Raw genomic sequence first — 16,186 nt, forward strand, 5'->3', positions numbered from 1 at the left:
TCAGTCCTTGCCGTTGCCGCCGCCGGAGGTCGCCGGGGTGATCAGCACGACGCGGTCGTCGCTCGACACCGGCGTGCCGCCGTCCTTGTTGACCGTGCCCGCCACCGCGAGCTGCGGGTTGATCATGCTCACGCCGGCCAGCCGCCCGAACGTCTCCGGCGGCTTGCCGGTCTTGCCGTCGAGGCTCACCGACGGCTTCCCGCTGATCGCGCCGTCGGCGGTCACCGGCAGGTTCTGCAGGTTCCCGGCCAGCGACGTGACGACGCCGAGGAGGCCGTTCGCGTCGACGAAATCGGCACAACCGGCGACCCCCGGCTTGTCCGTCCACGTCCACGCCGGCGTCGTCAGCGACTGTCCGGCCTGCACGCGGTAGAGGACGTCCTTGTCGGCGAGCCGGTCGGTGACCCAGACGCGGCCGCCGTCGGCGGACGCGCACAGCCCGCCCGGCGCGTGCAGCCCGGCCGCCACGACCAGCGAACCGTTCGGGTTGCCCGCCGAGGCCTTGCCGGACGTGTCGATCCGCAGCACCTTCCCGGCCAGCGAGTTCGGGTCCGCGGCGGCGTTCGGGTCGCCGGCGTCGCCGGTCGCGACGAGCAGGGCGCCGCGGTTGTCGGCGCTGATCGTGCCGCGGTTGCCGGTCGCGCCCTTCGGGATGCCGGTGAGCACCGGCTTCGCCGCCTGCCCCTTGGCGAAGCGCACGACGCGGTTGTCGGTGGCCGTGGTCACATAAGCGAACACGAGCTGGTCCTCGACGTAAGACGGCGACAGCGCGAGGCCGGTCAGGCCGCCATCCCCGGCCGCCTGGACGTCGAGCTTCGCGAAGTCCGTGGCGTCCTTGCCCGCCGTCGCGAGCAGCACGCGGCCGCTCTTGCGCTCGCCCGCCAGCGCGCTCGGCGTGGAGCCGTCACCCGGCAAACCGGCCACCGCCGCGACGGTGTCCAGGCAGGTCGCGATGACCGCCGGGTCGAAGTCCTTGCAGCCCTGCGGCGGCGGGACGGGCGTGGCCGACTGGCCGGGACGCGCCTGCTTGCCGTCGCCGCCGGAGTCCGCGCCGGGGCCCTGGACCTCGGGCGGCGACTCGGGGCTGGGCACCGGCGCCGGGCTGAAGGTCTGGCCCGCCGCGGTGTCGTCGAACCGCGCGCACCCGGCGGGCAGCAGGACGCCGCAAGCCAAGATCGCCAGCAGGGCGGACCGGTACCGAGTGCGCATGATCCCCCAGCCTAGGGGCCGCCGCGTGAACCATGGGTGAGTACTCCTGGATTACGTTGGGGATCATGACGCTGACCGTGCTGGTCCCCGACGACGAGGGCATGACCGTGCTCGCCGAGGTGCCGCGGGTCCTGCCCGTGCGCTACCAGTGGGGCGAACCGGTGCCCCCGGAAGCCGCGAAGGCCGAGGTGCTGATCCCGGGCAAGCACCCGCCGGGCGAGGAGCTGTGGCGCACGCTGCCGAACCTGAAGCTGATCCAGCTGCTGTCCGCCGGCGCCGAGGACTGGGTCGGCAAGGTGCCCGACGGCGTCCTGCTCTCGACGTGCCGGGGCGCGCACGGCGGGAGCACCGCCGAGTGGGTAGTCGCCGTGCTGCTGTCGATGTACCGGAAGCTGGACGTCTTCGGCGCGGCGCAGCGCGAGGGTCGGTGGGAGCGGCAGAGCACCGACACGCTGCAGGGCAAGCGCGTGCTCGTCGTCGGCGCGGGTGACCTGGGGCAGCACCTGCGGCGCCGGCTCGAGCCGTTCGACGCGCGGTGCACGATGGTCGGGATGACCGCGCGGGAGGGCGTGCACGGCGTGCGGGAACTGCCGTCGCTGCTCGGGCTGCACGACGTCGTCGTGCTGATGGTGCCGCTGACCTCGCGCACCCGCGGGATGGTCGACGCGGCTTTCCTCGCCGAAATGCGCGACGGCGCGGTGCTGGTCAACGTGGCGCGCGGCGCCGTCGTCGACACCGACGCCCTGGTCGCCGAATTGACCACGGGCCGGCTGCGCGCCGCGCTCGACGTCACCGACCCCGAGCCCCCGCCTCCCGGGCACCCGCTGTGGACGGCGCCGGGGCTGCTGCTGACGCCGCACGTCGGCGGGGCCGTGCGCGGGGTGCGGGGGCGGTCGTACGCCGTCGCGGCGGCCGAGATCGCGCGGTACGCCGGGGGCGAGCTGCCGGACAACCTGGTCCACGGCGAGTACTGAGCTCGCCAGGGCGTCGCGGATCCCCTACCCTTCGCGCGTGAGCAGTGGAGACGACTTTTCGCAGCAGCCCACCAGCCTCCTCTCGGACGTGCAGGACGACGGGCCCGACGACACCCCGCGCCAGGGCGGTCTGGGGCTCGGCCTGCTGATCCTGCGGGTGGGGCTCGGCGCGACCATGGGCGCGCACGGGCTGCAGCACCTGTTCGGCCTGTTCGGCGGGCCGGGCATCAGCGGGTTCGCGCGGATGCTGGAGACGTTCGGGTACCACAAGCAGACGACGCTGCTGTCGTGGATCACCGGGATCGTCGAGCTGGGCGGTGGGGCGCTGGTGGTCGTCGGGCTGTTCACGCCGCTGGCCGCGGCGGGGCTGCTCGGGGTCGCGGCGAACGCGGTCTACGCGAAGGTCCACGGCGGGTTCTTCGAGGGGCAGGGGCAGGGCTTCGAGTTCGAGCTGCTGCTGGGGCTGTCGGCGCTGAGCCTGCTGTTCACCGGGTCGGGGCCGATTTCGCTGGAGCGGAACACGCCTTGGCGGAAGCGGCCGTTGCCGTTGGGGCTGGTTTCGCTGCTGCTGGCCGCCGCGGCGGCCGTGGTGGTCATCGTTTTGACGCGGTAGGGGCTTGGGGACAACTCGGCGGTGTGGGCCGGGGTTGGGGACAACTCCGGTGCTGGGCCGGGGAATTGTCGGTGGCTGCCGGTAACGTTGAAATCGGGGGTCCCCCTCGCGGGTTGGGCCCCGAAAAGCCGAAAGGCCGCCCCGGGAACGGGACGGCCTTCGCAGCTTGAGCCGGACTTACTTGTTCACGTCCCGGACCGCTCCCGTGTCCGCCGACGTCGCCATTCGCGCATACGCACGCAACGCCGCCGTCACCGGGCGCTGGCGCTCCTTCGGCTGCCACGGCCTCTCGGACGCCTCCATCTTCGACCGGCGCTCGGCCAAGACCTCCGCGTCCACCAGCAGCTCCAAGCGGCGCTCGTGGATGTCCAAAAGGATCCGGTCGCCGTTCTCCACCAGGCCGATCAAGCCGCCCGCCGCTGCCTCCGGGGAGATGTGGCCCACCGAAATGCCCGATGATCCGCCCGAGAAACGGCCGTCCGTGATCAGTGCGCACTTCTTGCCCAGGCCGGACCCCTTCAAGAACGCCGTCGGGTGCAGCATTTCCTGCATGCCCGGGCCGCCCGCCGGACCCTCGTAGCGGATCACCAGGACCTCGCCCGGCTGGATCTCCTTCTTGAGGATCGCCGACACCGCCTCCTCCTGGCTCTCCAGCACCCGCGCCGGGCCCTCGAAGTGCCACAAGTCTTCGTCGATGCCCGCGGCCTTGATCACCGCGCCGTTCTCCGCCAGGTTGCCGCGCAGGATCGCCAGGCCGCCGTCCTTCGTGTACGCGTGCTCGACGTCGCGGATGCAGCCCCCGGCGGCATCGGTGTCCAGCGACGACCAGCGGTTCGAAGTCGAGAACGCTTCCGTCGTGCGCACTCCGCCCGGCGCCGCGTGGAACAGCTCGAGAGCGGCAGGCGAGGGCGACGACGCCCGGATGTCCCAGGTGGAAAGCCACGAGTCGAGGTCGTCGGAGTGGACCGACCGCACGTCGGTGTTCAGCAGGCCGCCGCGGTACAGCTCGCCCAGGATCGCCGGGATTCCGCCCGCGCGGTGGACGTCCTCCATGTGGTAGTCCGAGTTCGGCGCCACCTTCGACAGGCACGGCACGCGGCGGCCGATCGCGTCGATGTCGGCGATCGTGAAGTCGACCTCGCCCTCCTGCGCGGCGGCGAGGATGTGCAGCACCGTGTTCGTCGAGCCGCCCATCGCCATGTCGAGGGCCATCGCGTTCTCGAACGCCGCCTTCGACGCGATCGAGCGCGGCAGCACCGAGTCGTCGTCGTTTTCGTACCAGCGGCGGCACAGCTCGACGACCGTGCGGCCGGCCTCCTCGAACAGCGCGCGACGCGCGGCGTGCGTCGCCAGCGTCGAGCCGTTGCCCGGCAGCGAAAGACCCAGCGCCTCGGTGAGGCAGTTCATCGAGTTCGCGGTGAACATGCCGGAGCACGACCCGCACGTCGGGCAGGCCGAGCGCTCGACGATCGACAGGCCGTCGTCGTCGACCTCGGGGCTGGCCGACGCCGCGATCGCCGTGATCAGGTCGGTCGGGGCCTGCGCGACGCCGCCGACGACGACCGCCTTGCCGGCCTCCATCGGGCCGCCCGAGACGAACACCACCGGGATGTTGAGCCGCATCGCCGCGTTGAGCATGCCCGGCGTGATCTTGTCGCAGTTGGAGATGCAGACGAGCGCGTCGGCCTGGTGCGCGTTGACCATGTACTCGACCGAGTCGGCGATGATCTCGCGCGAGGGCAGCGAGTAGAGCATGCCGGAGTGGCCCATCGCGATGCCGTCGTCGACGGCGATCGTGTGGAACTCGCGCGCGACGCCGCCGGCTTCCTTGACCGCGTCCGCGACGATTTCGCCGAGGTTCTTCAGGTGCACGTGGCCGGGCACGAACTGCGTGTAGGAGTTGGCGATCGCGACGATCGGCTTGCCGAAGTCGCTGTCGGTCATGCCCGTGGCGCGCCAGAGCGAGCGCGCGCCCGCCGCGTTGCGGCCGTGGGTGGTGGTCCGGGAACGGAGAGGCGGCACGGGGGAACTCCCAGGTCAAAGACGGGCCGGTGAAACTGGTAGGACCAATTTACTCCGCGGGTGACGCCTTGGGCTGGCCGGGCTTGATGTCCTCGGAGTCCAACAGCCCGCTCGGGTCCGCGACGAGACCTTCGCTGACCAGCGACAGCACCGGCAGGTGCCGGGTGCGCACGGTCGGCAGCGGCACCTTCGTGTCGTCCTTCAGGACCGCCTGCACCCGCGACTTCTTGGTGATCGCCAGGCCCTTCAACGCCGACCACGGGACGTCGCGGTGGCCGAACATCGTGCGGGTCGCCAGTCCCTCGCGGGTCGCGATCGTGCGGGTCCGGATCACGAACACCGCCAGCGCGATCGGGAAGATGTAGAGCCACTGCAAGTACGGGATGTCCCCGAGCGCGACCGGCGTCACGCAGATCGTCAGGAGGGCGATCGCCATGAACGACGTGCGGGGGATGCGGAAGACGGCCTTCCGGCCCTCGTCCTGCTCTTTTTCGGCCACCCCGAAATGGTGCACCGCGGCGCGGACCGGCCCGGACCCGGGTCGGGCGGGTGTGACGCCTGTCCATCCATGCCCCCACCGCCACCCTCAACGGACAGCGCTCCGCGCTGCGATCTTGCCCACGATGCGGACACGTCATCCCGCAGAGTTGACACCTGAGAGACCTTCGGACTAGCGTCAGCGTCGTGACACCGCTGACCGGCCTCGTACTTCCCAAGCGCGTCGACGCTTAGGGAAGACTTTCCGCTGCGTCGACGCGCGAACCCTCGTGCGACCTTACGGTCGGCGAGGGTTTTTTGTTGCCCTAGGGAAGAGATTCCCCGCCCCACCGCACAAAACCGACCCGAACGAGTGACACCGAGACCCACGAGGCAGAACCGATGACCAGTGCCACGTCGCGCAGCGACGCGAAACCCGGGCCGACGCCCGGAACGCCCGGAGCACGTCCGAAGCCGGCGCCACCGGCGGGAACCCCGGTGCGCGTCACCGGCGCGCAGTCCCTCGTGCGCTCGCTCGAGGCGGTCGGCGCCGAGGTGGTCTTCGGCATTCCGGGCGGCACCATCCTGCCCGCCTACGACCCGCTGCTGGACTCGACGAAGGTCCGCCACATCCTGGTCCGCCACGAGCAGGGCGCGGGGCACGCCGCCACCGGCTACGCGCAGGCCACCGGCAAGGTCGGCGTCTGCATGGCGACCTCCGGCCCCGGCGCGACCAACCTGGTCACCCCGCTGGCCGACGCGAACATGGACTCCGTCCCGGTCGTCGCCATCACCGGGCAGCAGTCCCGGGCGCTGATCGGCACCGACGCGTTCCAGGAAGCCGACATCTGCGGCATCACCATGCCGATCACCAAGCACAACTTCCTCGTCACCGACCCCGTGGACATCCCGCGGACCATCGCCGAGGCGTTCCACCTGGCGTCCACGGGCCGACCCGGCCCGGTCCTGGTGGACATCCCCAAGGACGTGCTGCAGGAGATGACCTCCTTCTCCTGGCCGACCGAGCTGCGGCTGCCGGGCTACCGCCCCACGCTCCGCCCGCACGGCAAGCAGGTCCGCGAAGCCGCGAAGCTCATCGCGAAGTCGCGCCGCCCGGTGCTGTACGTCGGCGGCGGCGTCATCAAGGCCGAGGCGCACGCGCAGCTGAAGCAGCTCGCCGAGCTGACCGGCATCCCGGTCGTCACGACGCTGATGGCGCGCGGCGCGTTCCCCGACTCGCACCCGCAGCACCTCGGCATGCCGGGCATGCACGGCTCGGTCGCCGCGGTCGCGTCGATGCAGCGCGCCGACCTGCTGGTCGCGCTGGGCGCCCGGTTCGACGACCGCGTCACCGGCCAGCTGTCGTCGTTCGCGCCGGACGCCGCGATCGTGCACGCCGACATCGACCCGGCCGAGATCTCCAAGAACCGCAAGGCCGACGTCCCGATCGTGGGGGACTGCAAGGAGATCATCGGCGAGCTGATCACCGCCGTCACCACGGAGTTCGAGCACGGCGGCAAGCCCGACCTCGCCGACTGGTGGACGCTGCTGGACGACTGGCGCAAGACCTACCCGGCCGGCTACGAGTGGCCCGACGACGGTTCGCTGTCGCCCCAGTACGTCATCGAGCGGATCGGCGAGCTCGTCGGCCCGGACGCGGTGTACGCCGCCGGCGTCGGCCAGCACCAGATGTGGGCCGCGCAGTTCGTCAAGTACGAGAACCCGCGCACCTGGATCAACTCCGGTGGCCTCGGCACGATGGGCTTCGCCGTGCCGGCCGCGATGGGCGCGCAGTTCGGCGTCCCGGACACCCCGGTGTGGGCGATCGACGGCGACGGCTGCTTCCAGATGACCAACCAGGAGCTGGCCACCTGCGCCATCGAGGGCGCGCCGATCAAGGTCGCCGTCATCAACAACGGCAACCTGGGCATGGTCCGCCAGTGGCAGAACCTCTTCTACTCGGAGCGGTACTCCAACACCGACCTCGGCACGCACAAGCACCGCATCCCGGACTTCGTGCTGCTGGCCGAGGCGCTCGGCTGCGCCGGCCTGCGGTGCGAGGCGAAGGAAGACGTCGACGCCACCATCCGCCGTGCGATGGAGATCAACGACCGCCCCGTCGTGATCGACTTCGTCGTGGGGAAGGATGCCCAGGTGTGGCCGATGGTCGCGGCCGGCACCGGCAACGACGAGATCATGGCGGTCCGGGGCATCCGGCCGCTGTTCGACGACGACGAGGTTTCGGTCGAGACGACCGAGGCAGCCGCGGAAGCCGCCGGGGAGGGTGAGCGCTGAGATGAGCGTCCACACGCTGAGTGTCCTGGTCGAGAACAAGCCCGGTGTGCTCGCGCGCGTGTCCGGCCTGTTCTCCCGCCGCGGGTTCAACATCGAGTCCCTCGCCGTCGGGCCCACGGAAAACCCCGAGGTGTCCCGCATGACGATCGTGGTCGCCGTGGAAGAGCTACCGCTCGAACAGGTGACGAAGCAGCTCAACAAGCTGGTCAACGTGATCAAGATCGTCGAGCTGGAACAGTCGACCGCCGTGCAGCGCGAACTGCTGCTCGTGAAGGTGCGCGCCGACAACACCGTGCGCAGCCAGGTCCTCGAAACCGTCCAGCTCTTCCGGGCCAAGGTGGTGGACGTCTCTCCCGAGGCACTCACCGTCGAGGCCACCGGGACGTCCGACAAGATCGGTGCGCTGCTGCGGATGCTGGAGCCGTATGGCATCCGCGAGCTCGTGCAGTCCGGCATGGTCGCGGTGGGCCGAGGCGCCCGTTCGATCACCGCAACCTCCCCGCGTTAACGAAGTAAGTCAGGAAAGGAAGCAGTACCCCCATGGCAGTGGAAATCTTCTACGACGACGACGCCGACCTCTCGATCATCCAGGGGCGCAAGGTCGCTGTCATCGGCTACGGCAGCCAGGGCCACGCCCACTCGCTGAGCCTGCGCGACTCCGGCGTCGACGTCCGCATCGGCCTGCCCGAGGGGTCCAAGTCGCGGGCGAAGGCCGAGGAGCAGGGCCTGCGCGTGCTCACCCCGGCCGAGGCGTCGGCCGAGGCCGACCTGATCATGATCCTGGCGCCGGACACGAAGCAGCGCTTCATCTACGAGCAGGACATCGCGCCGAACCTCAAGGACGGCGACGCGATCTTCTTCGGGCACGGCTTCAACATCCGCTACGACCTCATCAAGCCGCCGGCGAACGTCGACGTCGCGATGGTCGCCCCGAAGGGCCCGGGCCACCTCGTCCGCCGCCAGTTCGTCGACGGCAAGGGCGTCCCGGCGCTCATCGCGGTCGAGCAGGACGCGTCCGGCAACGCCCAGGCGCTCGCCCTCTCCTACGCCGCCGCCATCGGTGGCGCCCGCGCCGGCGTCATCAAGACGACGTTCAAGGAAGAGACCGAGACCGACCTCTTCGGCGAGCAGGCCGTGCTCTGCGGTGGCGCGTCCGCGCTGGTGCAGACCGGTTTCGAGGTGCTCACCGAGGCCGGCTACGCCCCGGAGATCGCCTACTTCGAGGTGCTGCACGAGCTGAAGCTGATCGTCGACCTGATGTACGAGGGCGGCATCGCGCGCCAGCGCTACTCGATCTCCGACACCGCCGAGTACGGCGACCTGACCCGCGGCCCGCGCGTCATCTCGCCGGCGGTCAAGGAAGAGATGAAGAAGATCCTCGGCGAGATCCAGGACGGCACGTTCGCCCGCGAGTGGGTCGCCGAGGACGAGGCCGGCCGGCCGAACTTCACCAAGCTCGAGGAGCAGGGCAACCAGCACCCGATCGAGGCGACCGGCAAGAAGCTGCGCGACCTGATGTCGTGGGTGGACCGGCCGATCACCGAAACCGCCTGACCGCTTTTCGGCAACACAGCTTTTTTCGCAAGACGCTGAAGGGGACGCCCGCGAGGGGCGTCCCCTTCAGTGCGTTCGGTGGTCGTTTCGCTACGCTTGCGACATGAGTGAGCAGCCGGTCGACGACAAGGCGCACATCCGGCACCACCTCGACTTCACAAAGGCGGAGTGGATCCGGGCGGAGCCGGAGGGCGTCACCCTCGACGACTGCGTCGAGTACGCCTTCATCGAGCACACCGACGGCGTCACCTACACCGCCATGCGGCAGTCGGCGAAGCCGGACGGCGTCATCCTAGTCTTCACGCCGTCGGAGTGGGACGCGTTCGTCAAGGGTGTCCGCGACGGCGAGTTCGACCTGCCCGAGGACCTCGCGGAGGCCTAGAGCTTCGCGGCCAGCTCGGGGATCGTGCCGAGGTCGCCGGCGATGCCGAGGTGGTCGCCGTAGTCGCGGGACTCGACGACCAAGCCGTCGCGGATCCGCATGGCGAAGATGTTGGCGATCCGCACCGGGCGGCCGCCGTACTCGCCCTGGTAGGCGAACTCGGCGATCAGCACCTCGGGATCGGTGCCCTCGTAGGTGACCAGGTCGGTCGCCTCGAAGTCGACGCCCATCCCCGCGGCCTGCTTGAAGTGCGCGCGCAGCTCCTCGCGCGTCCGCACCACGGCCGAGCCCGGCTGGAACGGGTGCGTGACGTGCGTTTCCTCGGCGTACAGCTCCGCCAGCTCTTCGCCACGCTTGTCGGAGACGCCGTAGACGAGCCGCTCGAACACCCCGCGCCGGCTCGCCGGGTCGCTCGACGTCCGTGGTCCGATCGGCGACAACTCGCGCGGCGGTGCCTGCTCGTAGGCCTGCGCGAGCTGGTCGACGCCGTCGCGGATCGCCGCGAGACGCAGGTAGTCGTGGTAGTCGCGCGAGTGGACGATCAGGCCGTCGCGGACGCGCAGCACCTGGATGTTGGCCGTCGGCGTGGTCTTGCCGGTTTCGAGCGACTCGGCGTCGTAGTCGTATTCGGCGACGATGACCTCGGGGTCCGTCGTCTCGTGGACGACGACGTTCTTGCGCGTCAGCCGCAGCGCGCCGGCGAGGACGCCGGTGAACCGCTCGTGAACGGCGGTGCGGCCCTCGATGCGCGTCGGGCGCGGCACGGCTTGCGGGTGTTCGACGACGGTGTCCTCGGCGTAGAGCGCAGACAGGTCGGCGAAGCGCCCTTCGCTGATGCCGTCGGACAACGCCGCGAAGACGTCGCGAGGTGTGGTCATGAATCCTCCCAGTGGGCAAAACGGAGTCTGTAGTCCGCCTAGCACGATACGGACTACAGACTCCGGTTGTCTACCGGAGCAGGTCGCGCGCGGCCGGCTGGTCGCACACCTCCGCCCATTTCGCGGGGGTGCTGTCGAAGAGCGCGTCCCGCGCGCCGACGTCCGCGCCGTTTTCCACGAGGAAGCGGATGACGTCGAGGTGGCCGGACTGCGCGGCCAGGTGCAGGGCGGTGACGCCTTCGCCGTGGCCCGGGCCGCCGAACGTGCCGCGGTGGTTCACGTCGGCGCCGAGGTCCAGGAGCGTCCGGACGGCGGCGAGCTTGCCCTGCGCCGCCGCCCACGTCAGCGCCGTGCCGCGGTAGACGTCGGCGTCGAGGTCGGCCCCCCGCGCGACCAACAACCGCAGTGCCTCGACGCGGTCGTTGCGCGCGGCCCAGGACAGGGCTTCGTTCTTGACCTCGGCGGGGTCGTCCGTCGGCTGCCAGGCCGGGAAACCGCTGTGGGGGCGGTAAAAGCCGCGGTGGGCACCGGGGTCGCCCGAGGTCAGGAGCTCGTCGATGAAACCGGTGTCGCCGAGCCCGGCCGCGACGCGCAGGTTGCCCGGCGCCCGGCTGTGCCCGGCGAGCGTCTCGGCGGCTTCGCGGTGTCCCCAGAACAGGGCGACGACCAGGGGAGTGCCGCCGTCTCCGCGAGCCGGGACGTCGACCGGCGCGCCGCGCTCCAGCAGCAGGCCGAGCAGGTGCGGCAGGTTGCTGTAGGCGGCCTGGTGCAGGGGCGTCCAGCCGTGGACGTTGCCGCGCGCCGGGTCGGCGCCGTGGTCGAGCAGGAGCCGGCTGAGCCGTTCGTCGCACGTCGCGCCGGCCATGCCGAGCAGGTCGTTGCCGTTGGTGCCGCGGGCGGTGACGAGCCCGGGGAACTCTTCCAGGAGCTTCGCGAGGCTGTCGAGGTCCTTCGCTTCGACGGCCCGGTACGCGCGGGCGAACGGCTCACCACTGTCCACAAGAGACTTGACGTGGGCGCGAAGTGCTTTCCAGGAGCCGAATCCGTGTTCCCTGGCGACGACCACCCGGGCGCCGTCGCGCGTGAGTGGCTGGCTCCAGCGGTCGAAGGGCTCTTTCGCGCCGGGTGTGTCGTCTTCGGCCGAGGCGAGCAGGCCGAGCGCGCGCTCGGCGTAGTACTCGACGTCCTGGTGGTACGGGTGCTGCAGGGTTTCGCCGTGTTCGGCGACGCGGCGGAGGTACGCCCGCAGCTTCGGCCAGCTCGGGAAGCCGTGGTCGCGGGCGATCCGGAACTGCGCTTCGGCGAGTTGGACGCCTTCGGCGCGCGCGAGTTCTTTCGCGCGCTTGCGGAGTTGTTCGAGGTTGAGTCCACCGGGCACCGTCGTGCCTCCTTTCCTCATCGCCCGTGGTCCGCCGGCACCGGGCAGGAAAGAAGGTGCGGAGCTGGTGGTGCGGTGCTGCGGGGGTGGGCTCGGCCCTTTCCGCGGACGGGACGCGGCCCCTGCCGCGCCCCGCCAGCCTACCTCGGTCAGGGCAGGAGATCGGCCAGCTCGCGGTAGGACTTCTCCGTGCGGGCCAGGACCTGGACGCAGACGTGGTCGGCGCCCGCGTCGAGGTGGGCGCGGATCCGGTCCGCCGCGGCCTGTTCGCCGGTCGCGACGATGGCGTCGACCAGCCGGTCGCTGCCGCCGCCGGCCAGGTCGTCGTCGGTGAAGCCGAGCCGGCGCAGGTTCGCCTGGTGGTGTGGGGCCTGCCGGACGTACAGGTCCGCGTGCTCCCGGGCGGCGTCGCGGGCGGCCGGGTCGAGCACCACAGCTTGCTCGACGGCGAGGTACGTGCCCGGGCCGAGCCGTTCGCGCGCCATCGCCGTGTGCTCCGGCGGGACGAAGTACGGGTGGGCGCCGTCGGCGCGTTCGGCCGCCAGTTCCAGTAGTTTCGGGCCCAGCGCCGCGAGCACCCGGCGCGGGCGGGGTGACGGCTGGGGCAGGCCCGGCAGCTCGGCTGCGTCCATCCCGTCGAGGTACTCGCGCAACGCCGTCAGCGGCCGCGCGCCCGGCCGGTGGCCGCCCAGTCCCGCGACGAACCGGCCCGGGTACGCCTCGCCCAGCGCGCGGATGGCGCCCTCCGCCGCGAGCGGGGAGCGCTGGTCGAACCGCGCGACCCCGGTGGCGACCGTGAGTTTCGACGTCGCCGCGAGCAGCAGCGCCGCCTGCGTGAACGCTTCCCGGCCGGCGTACTCGCCGAACCAGATCGCGTCGAAGCCGAGTTCCTCCACCTCGGCGGCCGTTTCGCGCAGCTCGCTGATCGGGGCCCCGGCGAAGAACCGCCAGATTCCCACGCTCATCGGAGCACCTCCGGGGCCAGTTCGAGCAGTACGTCCACAGTGGACTCGAACGTGGCCGCGGACGGCGTCAGCAAGACGTGGTCCGCTCCCGCGTCCCGGAGCTCGCCGAGGCGTTTCGCGATGGTCGCGGCGTCGCCCCACACGACCAGGTCGTCGACGAACCGGTCGCTCGGCCCGGCGATGTCGGTTTCGGTGTAGCCGAGCCGTTTCCACCCCGCGAGGTAGACGGTGACGGAGTACTCCCGCGATTGCGCCACCCGGCGCCGCACGCTCTCGCGGGCGTCCTCGCGGCTGCCGAGCAGCACGGTCTGCTGCGGGATCAGCAGCTTGTCCGGCCCGAGGATTTCGCGCGCGTACGGCGTGTGCGAGACGGGCTGCGCGAACGGGTGCGCGCCGTCGGCGTGGTCGCGCGACAGCTCCAGCATCCGCGGCCCGACCGCGGCCAGTACGCGCGGAAACGCCACCGTCGAAGGACTTTCGGCCGCAGCGGTGTCCATTTCGGACAGGTAGTCGCGCATCCGGTCGATCGGCCGGTAGTCCTCGCCGAGCTTCGCCGCCTGGAACGCGTGCCCGATGCCGACGCCGAGCACGAACCGGCCCGGGTGGGCCTGGGCGAGCGTCGCCCCGCCCTTGTACGCGGTGGTCCCGGGCCGCAGCCAGGTGTTCGCGATGCCGGTGCCGAGCACGACGTCCGGCACCGTGGCCAGGAGGTCGCCGAAATGGGCGAACACCTCGCGGCTGCCGGGTCCTTCGCCGCTCCAGACCGAGCCGTAGCCGGCTTCGGCGAGCCGCCGCGTGGCCGTGCGCTCGACGTCCGGGGGTGGGGCCAGGGGCGCGCTCGGCAGCCAGGCGCCGAACGCGCCGAGCCGGGTCCGCGTGTCTTCGATCAGGGTCATCCTCGTTCCCTCCAGTAATCTGAGGCTGCCTCCGGTTAATATACGGAGGCAGCCTCCGATTGGCTACCCGGTAGGGTCGGAAGGGCGATGACCGAAGTCAAGCCGATGCGCGCGGACGCCCGCCGCAACTACGAGCGCCTCCTCGAAGAGGCGCAGCGCGCCTTCGCCGAGCACGGCGTCGAGGCGTCGCTGGAAGACATCGCGCGCCGCGCCGGGGTCGGCATCGGCACGCTCTACCGGCACTTCCCGACGCGGGAGGCCTTGCTCGAGACGCTGCTGCGGGCCCGGTTCGACGGCCAGGCCGACCGGGCGCGCGAACTGCTCACGCACCCGGAGCCGCTGAACGCGCTGCAGACCTGGCTGGCCGGGCTCGGCGACACCACCGGCACGTTCCGCGGCCTGGTCGAACTCACCGCCGACGCGCTCAGCGACGAAACCTCCCGGTTGTACGAATCGTGTCACGCGATGCGGGAAGCCGGTTCCCACCTGGTGGAACGGGCGCAGCGCGAAGGCGAGCTCCGCCCGGACGTCACCACGAACGAGCTCCTTCTGTTGCTGCACGCGGCATCCTGGGCGGGTGGGCACCTGCCCGGCCCCGGGGGCATGCAACGCCTCCTGGCTCTTGTTTTCGAGGGATTACGGGTGAGTTAACACCGGGAGAAGCCAGCGGGCGGTCCTGCGGGTTAAACTCCGCCTCGACCGGGGCACAACGGCGTGCTGAGACCCTTTGTCGACACAGAGCGTCCTGGAAATGACCAGATAGTGGGAGCCGCATCGTGAGCAAGCCCAGCAAACCCGTCGTCCTCATCGCGGAGAAGCTCGCCCCCTCCGTGCTGAGCGTCTTCGGTGACGAGGTGGAGGTCCGGCACGTCGACGGCACGGACCGATCCGCGCTGCTCGAGGCGGTGAAGAGCGCCGACGCGCTCCTGGTCCGCTCCGCCACCCAGGTCGACGCCGAGGTCCTCGGCGCCACGACTCAGCTGAAGGTCGTCGCCCGCGCCGGCGTCGGCCTGGACAACGTCGAGGTGCCCGCCGCCACCGAGCGCGGGGTCCTGGTCGTCAACGCGCCGACGTCCAACATCGTCTCCGCCGCCGAGCACGCCGTCGCGCTGCTGCTCGCGGTCGCGCGCCGCGTCCCGGCCGCCAGCCAGAGCCTCCGCGGCGGCGAGTGGAAGCGCAGCTCGTTCTCCGGTGTGGAGCTGCAGGGCAAGACGATCGGCGTGGTCGGCCTCGGCAAGATCGGCCAGCTGTTCGCCCAGCGCCTCGCCGCGTTCGACACGCACATCATCGCCTACGACCCCTACGTCTCGGCCGCGCGCGCGGGCCAGCTCGGCATCGAGCTCGTCACCCTCGACGAGCTGCTTTCCCGCGCCGACGCGATTTCCATCCACCTGCCGAAGACGCCGGAGACGAAGGGTCTCATCGACGCCGAGGCGCTGAAGAAGACCAAGCCGGGCGTCATCATCGTGAACGCCGCCCGCGGCGGGCTGATCGTCGAGGAGGACCTGGCCGACGCGCTGCGCTCGGGTCACGTCGGCGGTGCCGGCATCGACGTCTTCGTCACCGAGCCGACCACGTCCAGCCCGCTGTTCGAGCTGGACAACGTCGTCGTGACCCCGCACCTGGGCGCGTCGACGGCCGAGGCGCAGGACCGCGCGGGCACGGACGTCGCCCGGTCGGTCCTGCTGGCCCTGCGCGGCGACTTCGTGCCGGACGCGGTGAACGTCTCCGGCGGCGGCGCGGTGGGCGAGCACGTCCGCCCGTACCTGCTGCTGACGCAGAAGCTCGGCCAGCTGCTCACCGCCCTGAACCCGAAGGCGCCGACCTCGGTGACCGTGCAGGTCAAGGGCGAGCTGACCAGCGAGGACACCGGCGTGCTGCAGCTGGCGGCGCTGCGCGGGGTGTTCACCGGCGTGGTCGAGGACCAGGTCACGTTCGTCAACGCGCCGCAGCTGGCGGAGAAGCTGGGCGTGCAGGTCGAGCTGGAAACCGAGTCGGAGAGCCCGAAGTTCCGCAGCCTGGTCACGGTGCGCGCGGTGCACGCGGACGGCCAGGTGCTGACGGTGTCCGGGTCGGTCACCGGCAAGGACGAGGTCGAGAAGCTGGTCGAGGTCAACGGCCGCGGCTTCGACCTGCGTGCCGAGGGCACGGTCCTGCTGGTCGAGTACGGCGACCGCCCGGGCGTGATGGGCCGCGTCGGCACGCTGCTCGGCGAGGCGGGCATCAACATCGAGGCCGCCCAGATCAGCCAGACCACCGACGGGTCGGACGCGGTGATGCTGCTGCGCGTCGACCGCCACATCGACAACCACCTGCTGGAGCCGATCGGCGCCTCGGTCGGGGCGCACACGATCCGTGCGGTGGACTTCAACTGACATAACACTTTCGAAGGCCCCTCGTCACTCGACGGGGGGCCTTCGTGCGCAATCACATTCACGTAACGGAGTCCTTTGCCTACGTAAGTAGGTGATTTGGGGCATTAAGTTCTCCCCGCGAGGTTGAACCACGCGCCGTCGAGGGCACGGCGCTGTGCCGCGCTTCAC

The 16,186-nt window shown here is 70.9% G+C and carries 15 protein-coding genes; 8 read left to right on the forward strand and 7 right to left on the reverse strand.

What is annotated here, in order from left to right; translation table 11 throughout:
- Window positions 1-1,209: a PQQ-dependent sugar dehydrogenase gene (locus ACIRSS_RS36170; RefSeq protein WP_400903244.1), complete on the reverse strand. Its 1,209-nt coding sequence runs from the start codon at window positions 1,207-1,209 to the stop codon at window positions 1-3.
- A gap of 65 nt (window positions 1,210-1,274) precedes the next feature.
- Here ACIRSS_RS36170 and ACIRSS_RS36175 point away from each other — a divergent pair, with 65 nt between their 5' ends.
- Together ACIRSS_RS36175 and ACIRSS_RS36180 are read left to right on the forward strand one after the other, a co-directional pair.
- Window positions 1,275-2,183, forward strand: a complete 909-nt coding sequence (locus tag ACIRSS_RS36175) for a 2-hydroxyacid dehydrogenase (protein ID WP_400903247.1) — start codon at window positions 1,275-1,277, stop codon at window positions 2,181-2,183.
- A gap of 37 nt (window positions 2,184-2,220) precedes the next feature.
- On the forward strand, window positions 2,221-2,796 hold the full coding sequence (locus ACIRSS_RS36180) for a DoxX family protein (protein ID WP_400903249.1): 576 nt from the start codon (window positions 2,221-2,223) through the stop codon (window positions 2,794-2,796).
- Between the two features lie 177 nt (window positions 2,797-2,973).
- Here ACIRSS_RS36180 and ilvD read toward each other — a convergent pair whose 3' ends face one another.
- Window positions 2,974-4,818 carry a dihydroxy-acid dehydratase gene (gene ilvD / locus ACIRSS_RS36185; protein ID WP_400903252.1) on the reverse strand — a complete coding sequence of 615 codons (1,845 nt, stop codon included), beginning with the start codon at window positions 4,816-4,818 and terminating at the stop codon, window positions 2,974-2,976.
- Window positions 4,819-4,867: 49 nt separating this feature from the next.
- Window positions 4,868-5,317: a PH domain-containing protein gene (locus tag ACIRSS_RS36190; protein ID WP_400903254.1), complete on the reverse strand. Its 450-nt coding sequence runs from the start codon at window positions 5,315-5,317 to the stop codon at window positions 4,868-4,870.
- 380 nt (window positions 5,318-5,697) lie between these two features.
- Between ACIRSS_RS36190 and ACIRSS_RS36195 the strand changes: the two genes are divergently transcribed.
- From ACIRSS_RS36195 to ACIRSS_RS36210, 4 genes are all read left to right on the forward strand, one after another.
- Complete coding sequence (locus ACIRSS_RS36195; protein ID WP_400903256.1) at window positions 5,698-7,590, forward strand: acetolactate synthase large subunit; 1,893 nt, start codon at window positions 5,698-5,700, stop codon at window positions 7,588-7,590.
- A gap of 1 nt (window position 7,591) precedes the next feature.
- The gene (gene ilvN, locus ACIRSS_RS36200; RefSeq protein WP_003080760.1) at window positions 7,592-8,098 is read left to right on the forward strand and encodes an acetolactate synthase small subunit; all 507 of its coding nucleotides are present in this window, start codon (window positions 7,592-7,594) and stop codon (window positions 8,096-8,098) included.
- A 32-nt stretch (window positions 8,099-8,130) separates the two neighbouring features.
- Window positions 8,131-9,144 (forward strand): ketol-acid reductoisomerase, encoded by a 1,014-nt coding sequence (ilvC, locus tag ACIRSS_RS36205; RefSeq protein ID WP_043780773.1) that lies wholly within the window; start codon window positions 8,131-8,133, stop codon window positions 9,142-9,144.
- 103 nt (window positions 9,145-9,247) lie between these two features.
- On the forward strand, window positions 9,248-9,526 hold the full coding sequence (locus ACIRSS_RS36210; RefSeq protein ID WP_086670329.1) for a DUF397 domain-containing protein: 279 nt from the start codon (window positions 9,248-9,250) through the stop codon (window positions 9,524-9,526).
- On the opposite strand, the gene ACIRSS_RS36215 is transcribed toward ACIRSS_RS36210, so the two are convergent.
- The 4 genes from ACIRSS_RS36215 to ACIRSS_RS36230 all read right to left on the reverse strand — a co-directional run bounded on the left by ACIRSS_RS36215 (window position 9,523) and on the right by ACIRSS_RS36230 (window position 13,643).
- On the reverse strand, window positions 9,523-10,404 hold the full coding sequence (locus ACIRSS_RS36215) for a nuclear transport factor 2 family protein (RefSeq protein ID WP_400903259.1): 882 nt from the start codon (window positions 10,402-10,404) through the stop codon (window positions 9,523-9,525). The genes ACIRSS_RS36210 and ACIRSS_RS36215 overlap by 4 nt on opposite strands.
- Window positions 10,405-10,474: 70 nt before the next feature.
- Complete coding sequence (locus tag ACIRSS_RS36220) at window positions 10,475-11,803, reverse strand: ankyrin repeat domain-containing protein (RefSeq protein ID WP_400903262.1); 1,329 nt, start codon at window positions 11,801-11,803, stop codon at window positions 10,475-10,477.
- Window positions 11,804-11,931: 128 nt separating this feature from the next.
- Window positions 11,932-12,747: a TIGR03620 family F420-dependent LLM class oxidoreductase gene (locus tag ACIRSS_RS36225; protein WP_400903264.1), complete on the reverse strand. Its 816-nt coding sequence runs from the start codon at window positions 12,745-12,747 to the stop codon at window positions 11,932-11,934.
- Window positions 12,744-13,643, reverse strand: a complete 900-nt coding sequence (locus ACIRSS_RS36230; RefSeq protein ID WP_400903267.1) for a TIGR03620 family F420-dependent LLM class oxidoreductase — start codon at window positions 13,641-13,643, stop codon at window positions 12,744-12,746. Before ACIRSS_RS36230 ends, ACIRSS_RS36225 begins: the two co-directional genes overlap by 4 nt.
- 87 nt (window positions 13,644-13,730) lie before the next feature.
- Here ACIRSS_RS36230 and ACIRSS_RS36235 point away from each other — a divergent pair, with 87 nt between their 5' ends.
- A complete protein-coding gene (locus ACIRSS_RS36235) occupies window positions 13,731-14,294 on the forward strand; it encodes a TetR/AcrR family transcriptional regulator (RefSeq protein ID WP_400903270.1) in 564 nt (187 codons plus the stop codon).
- 125 nt (window positions 14,295-14,419) lie between these two features.
- On the forward strand, window positions 14,420-16,018 hold the full coding sequence (gene serA, locus ACIRSS_RS36240; RefSeq protein WP_400903273.1) for a phosphoglycerate dehydrogenase: 1,599 nt from the start codon (window positions 14,420-14,422) through the stop codon (window positions 16,016-16,018).
- The last annotated feature ends 168 nt before the right edge of the window (window positions 16,019-16,186 follow it).

Source organism: Amycolatopsis sp. NPDC101161 (assembly GCF_044768185.1).
Taxonomy (GTDB): domain Bacteria; phylum Actinomycetota; class Actinomycetes; order Mycobacteriales; family Pseudonocardiaceae; genus Amycolatopsis.

What these genes read in the sequence shown, in the direction of transcription:
- ACIRSS_RS36170 (WP_400903244.1), bottom strand. Translation starts at nt 1,209, where the DNA reads ATGCGCACTCGGTACCGGTCCGCCCTGCTGGCGATCTTGGCTTGCGGC.
- ACIRSS_RS36175 (WP_400903247.1), top strand. Translation starts at nt 1,275, where the DNA reads ATGACGCTGACCGTGCTGGTCCCCGACGACGAGGGCATGACCGTGCTC.
- ACIRSS_RS36195 (WP_400903256.1), top strand. Translation starts at nt 5,698, where the DNA reads ATGACCAGTGCCACGTCGCGCAGCGACGCGAAACCCGGGCCGACGCCC.
- ilvN (WP_003080760.1), top strand. Translation starts at nt 7,592, where the DNA reads ATGAGCGTCCACACGCTGAGTGTCCTGGTCGAGAACAAGCCCGGTGTG.
- ilvC (WP_043780773.1), top strand. Translation starts at nt 8,131, where the DNA reads ATGGCAGTGGAAATCTTCTACGACGACGACGCCGACCTCTCGATCATC.
- ACIRSS_RS36210 (WP_086670329.1), top strand. Translation starts at nt 9,248, where the DNA reads ATGAGTGAGCAGCCGGTCGACGACAAGGCGCACATCCGGCACCACCTC.
- ACIRSS_RS36215 (WP_400903259.1), bottom strand. Translation starts at nt 10,404, where the DNA reads ATGACCACACCTCGCGACGTCTTCGCGGCGTTGTCCGACGGCATCAGC.
- ACIRSS_RS36220 (WP_400903262.1), bottom strand. Translation starts at nt 11,803, where the DNA reads ATGAGGAAAGGAGGCACGACGGTGCCCGGTGGACTCAACCTCGAACAA.
- ACIRSS_RS36225 (WP_400903264.1), bottom strand. Translation starts at nt 12,747, where the DNA reads ATGAGCGTGGGAATCTGGCGGTTCTTCGCCGGGGCCCCGATCAGCGAG.
- ACIRSS_RS36230 (WP_400903267.1), bottom strand. Translation starts at nt 13,643, where the DNA reads ATGACCCTGATCGAAGACACGCGGACCCGGCTCGGCGCGTTCGGCGCC.
- ACIRSS_RS36235 (WP_400903270.1), top strand. Translation starts at nt 13,731, where the DNA reads ATGACCGAAGTCAAGCCGATGCGCGCGGACGCCCGCCGCAACTACGAG.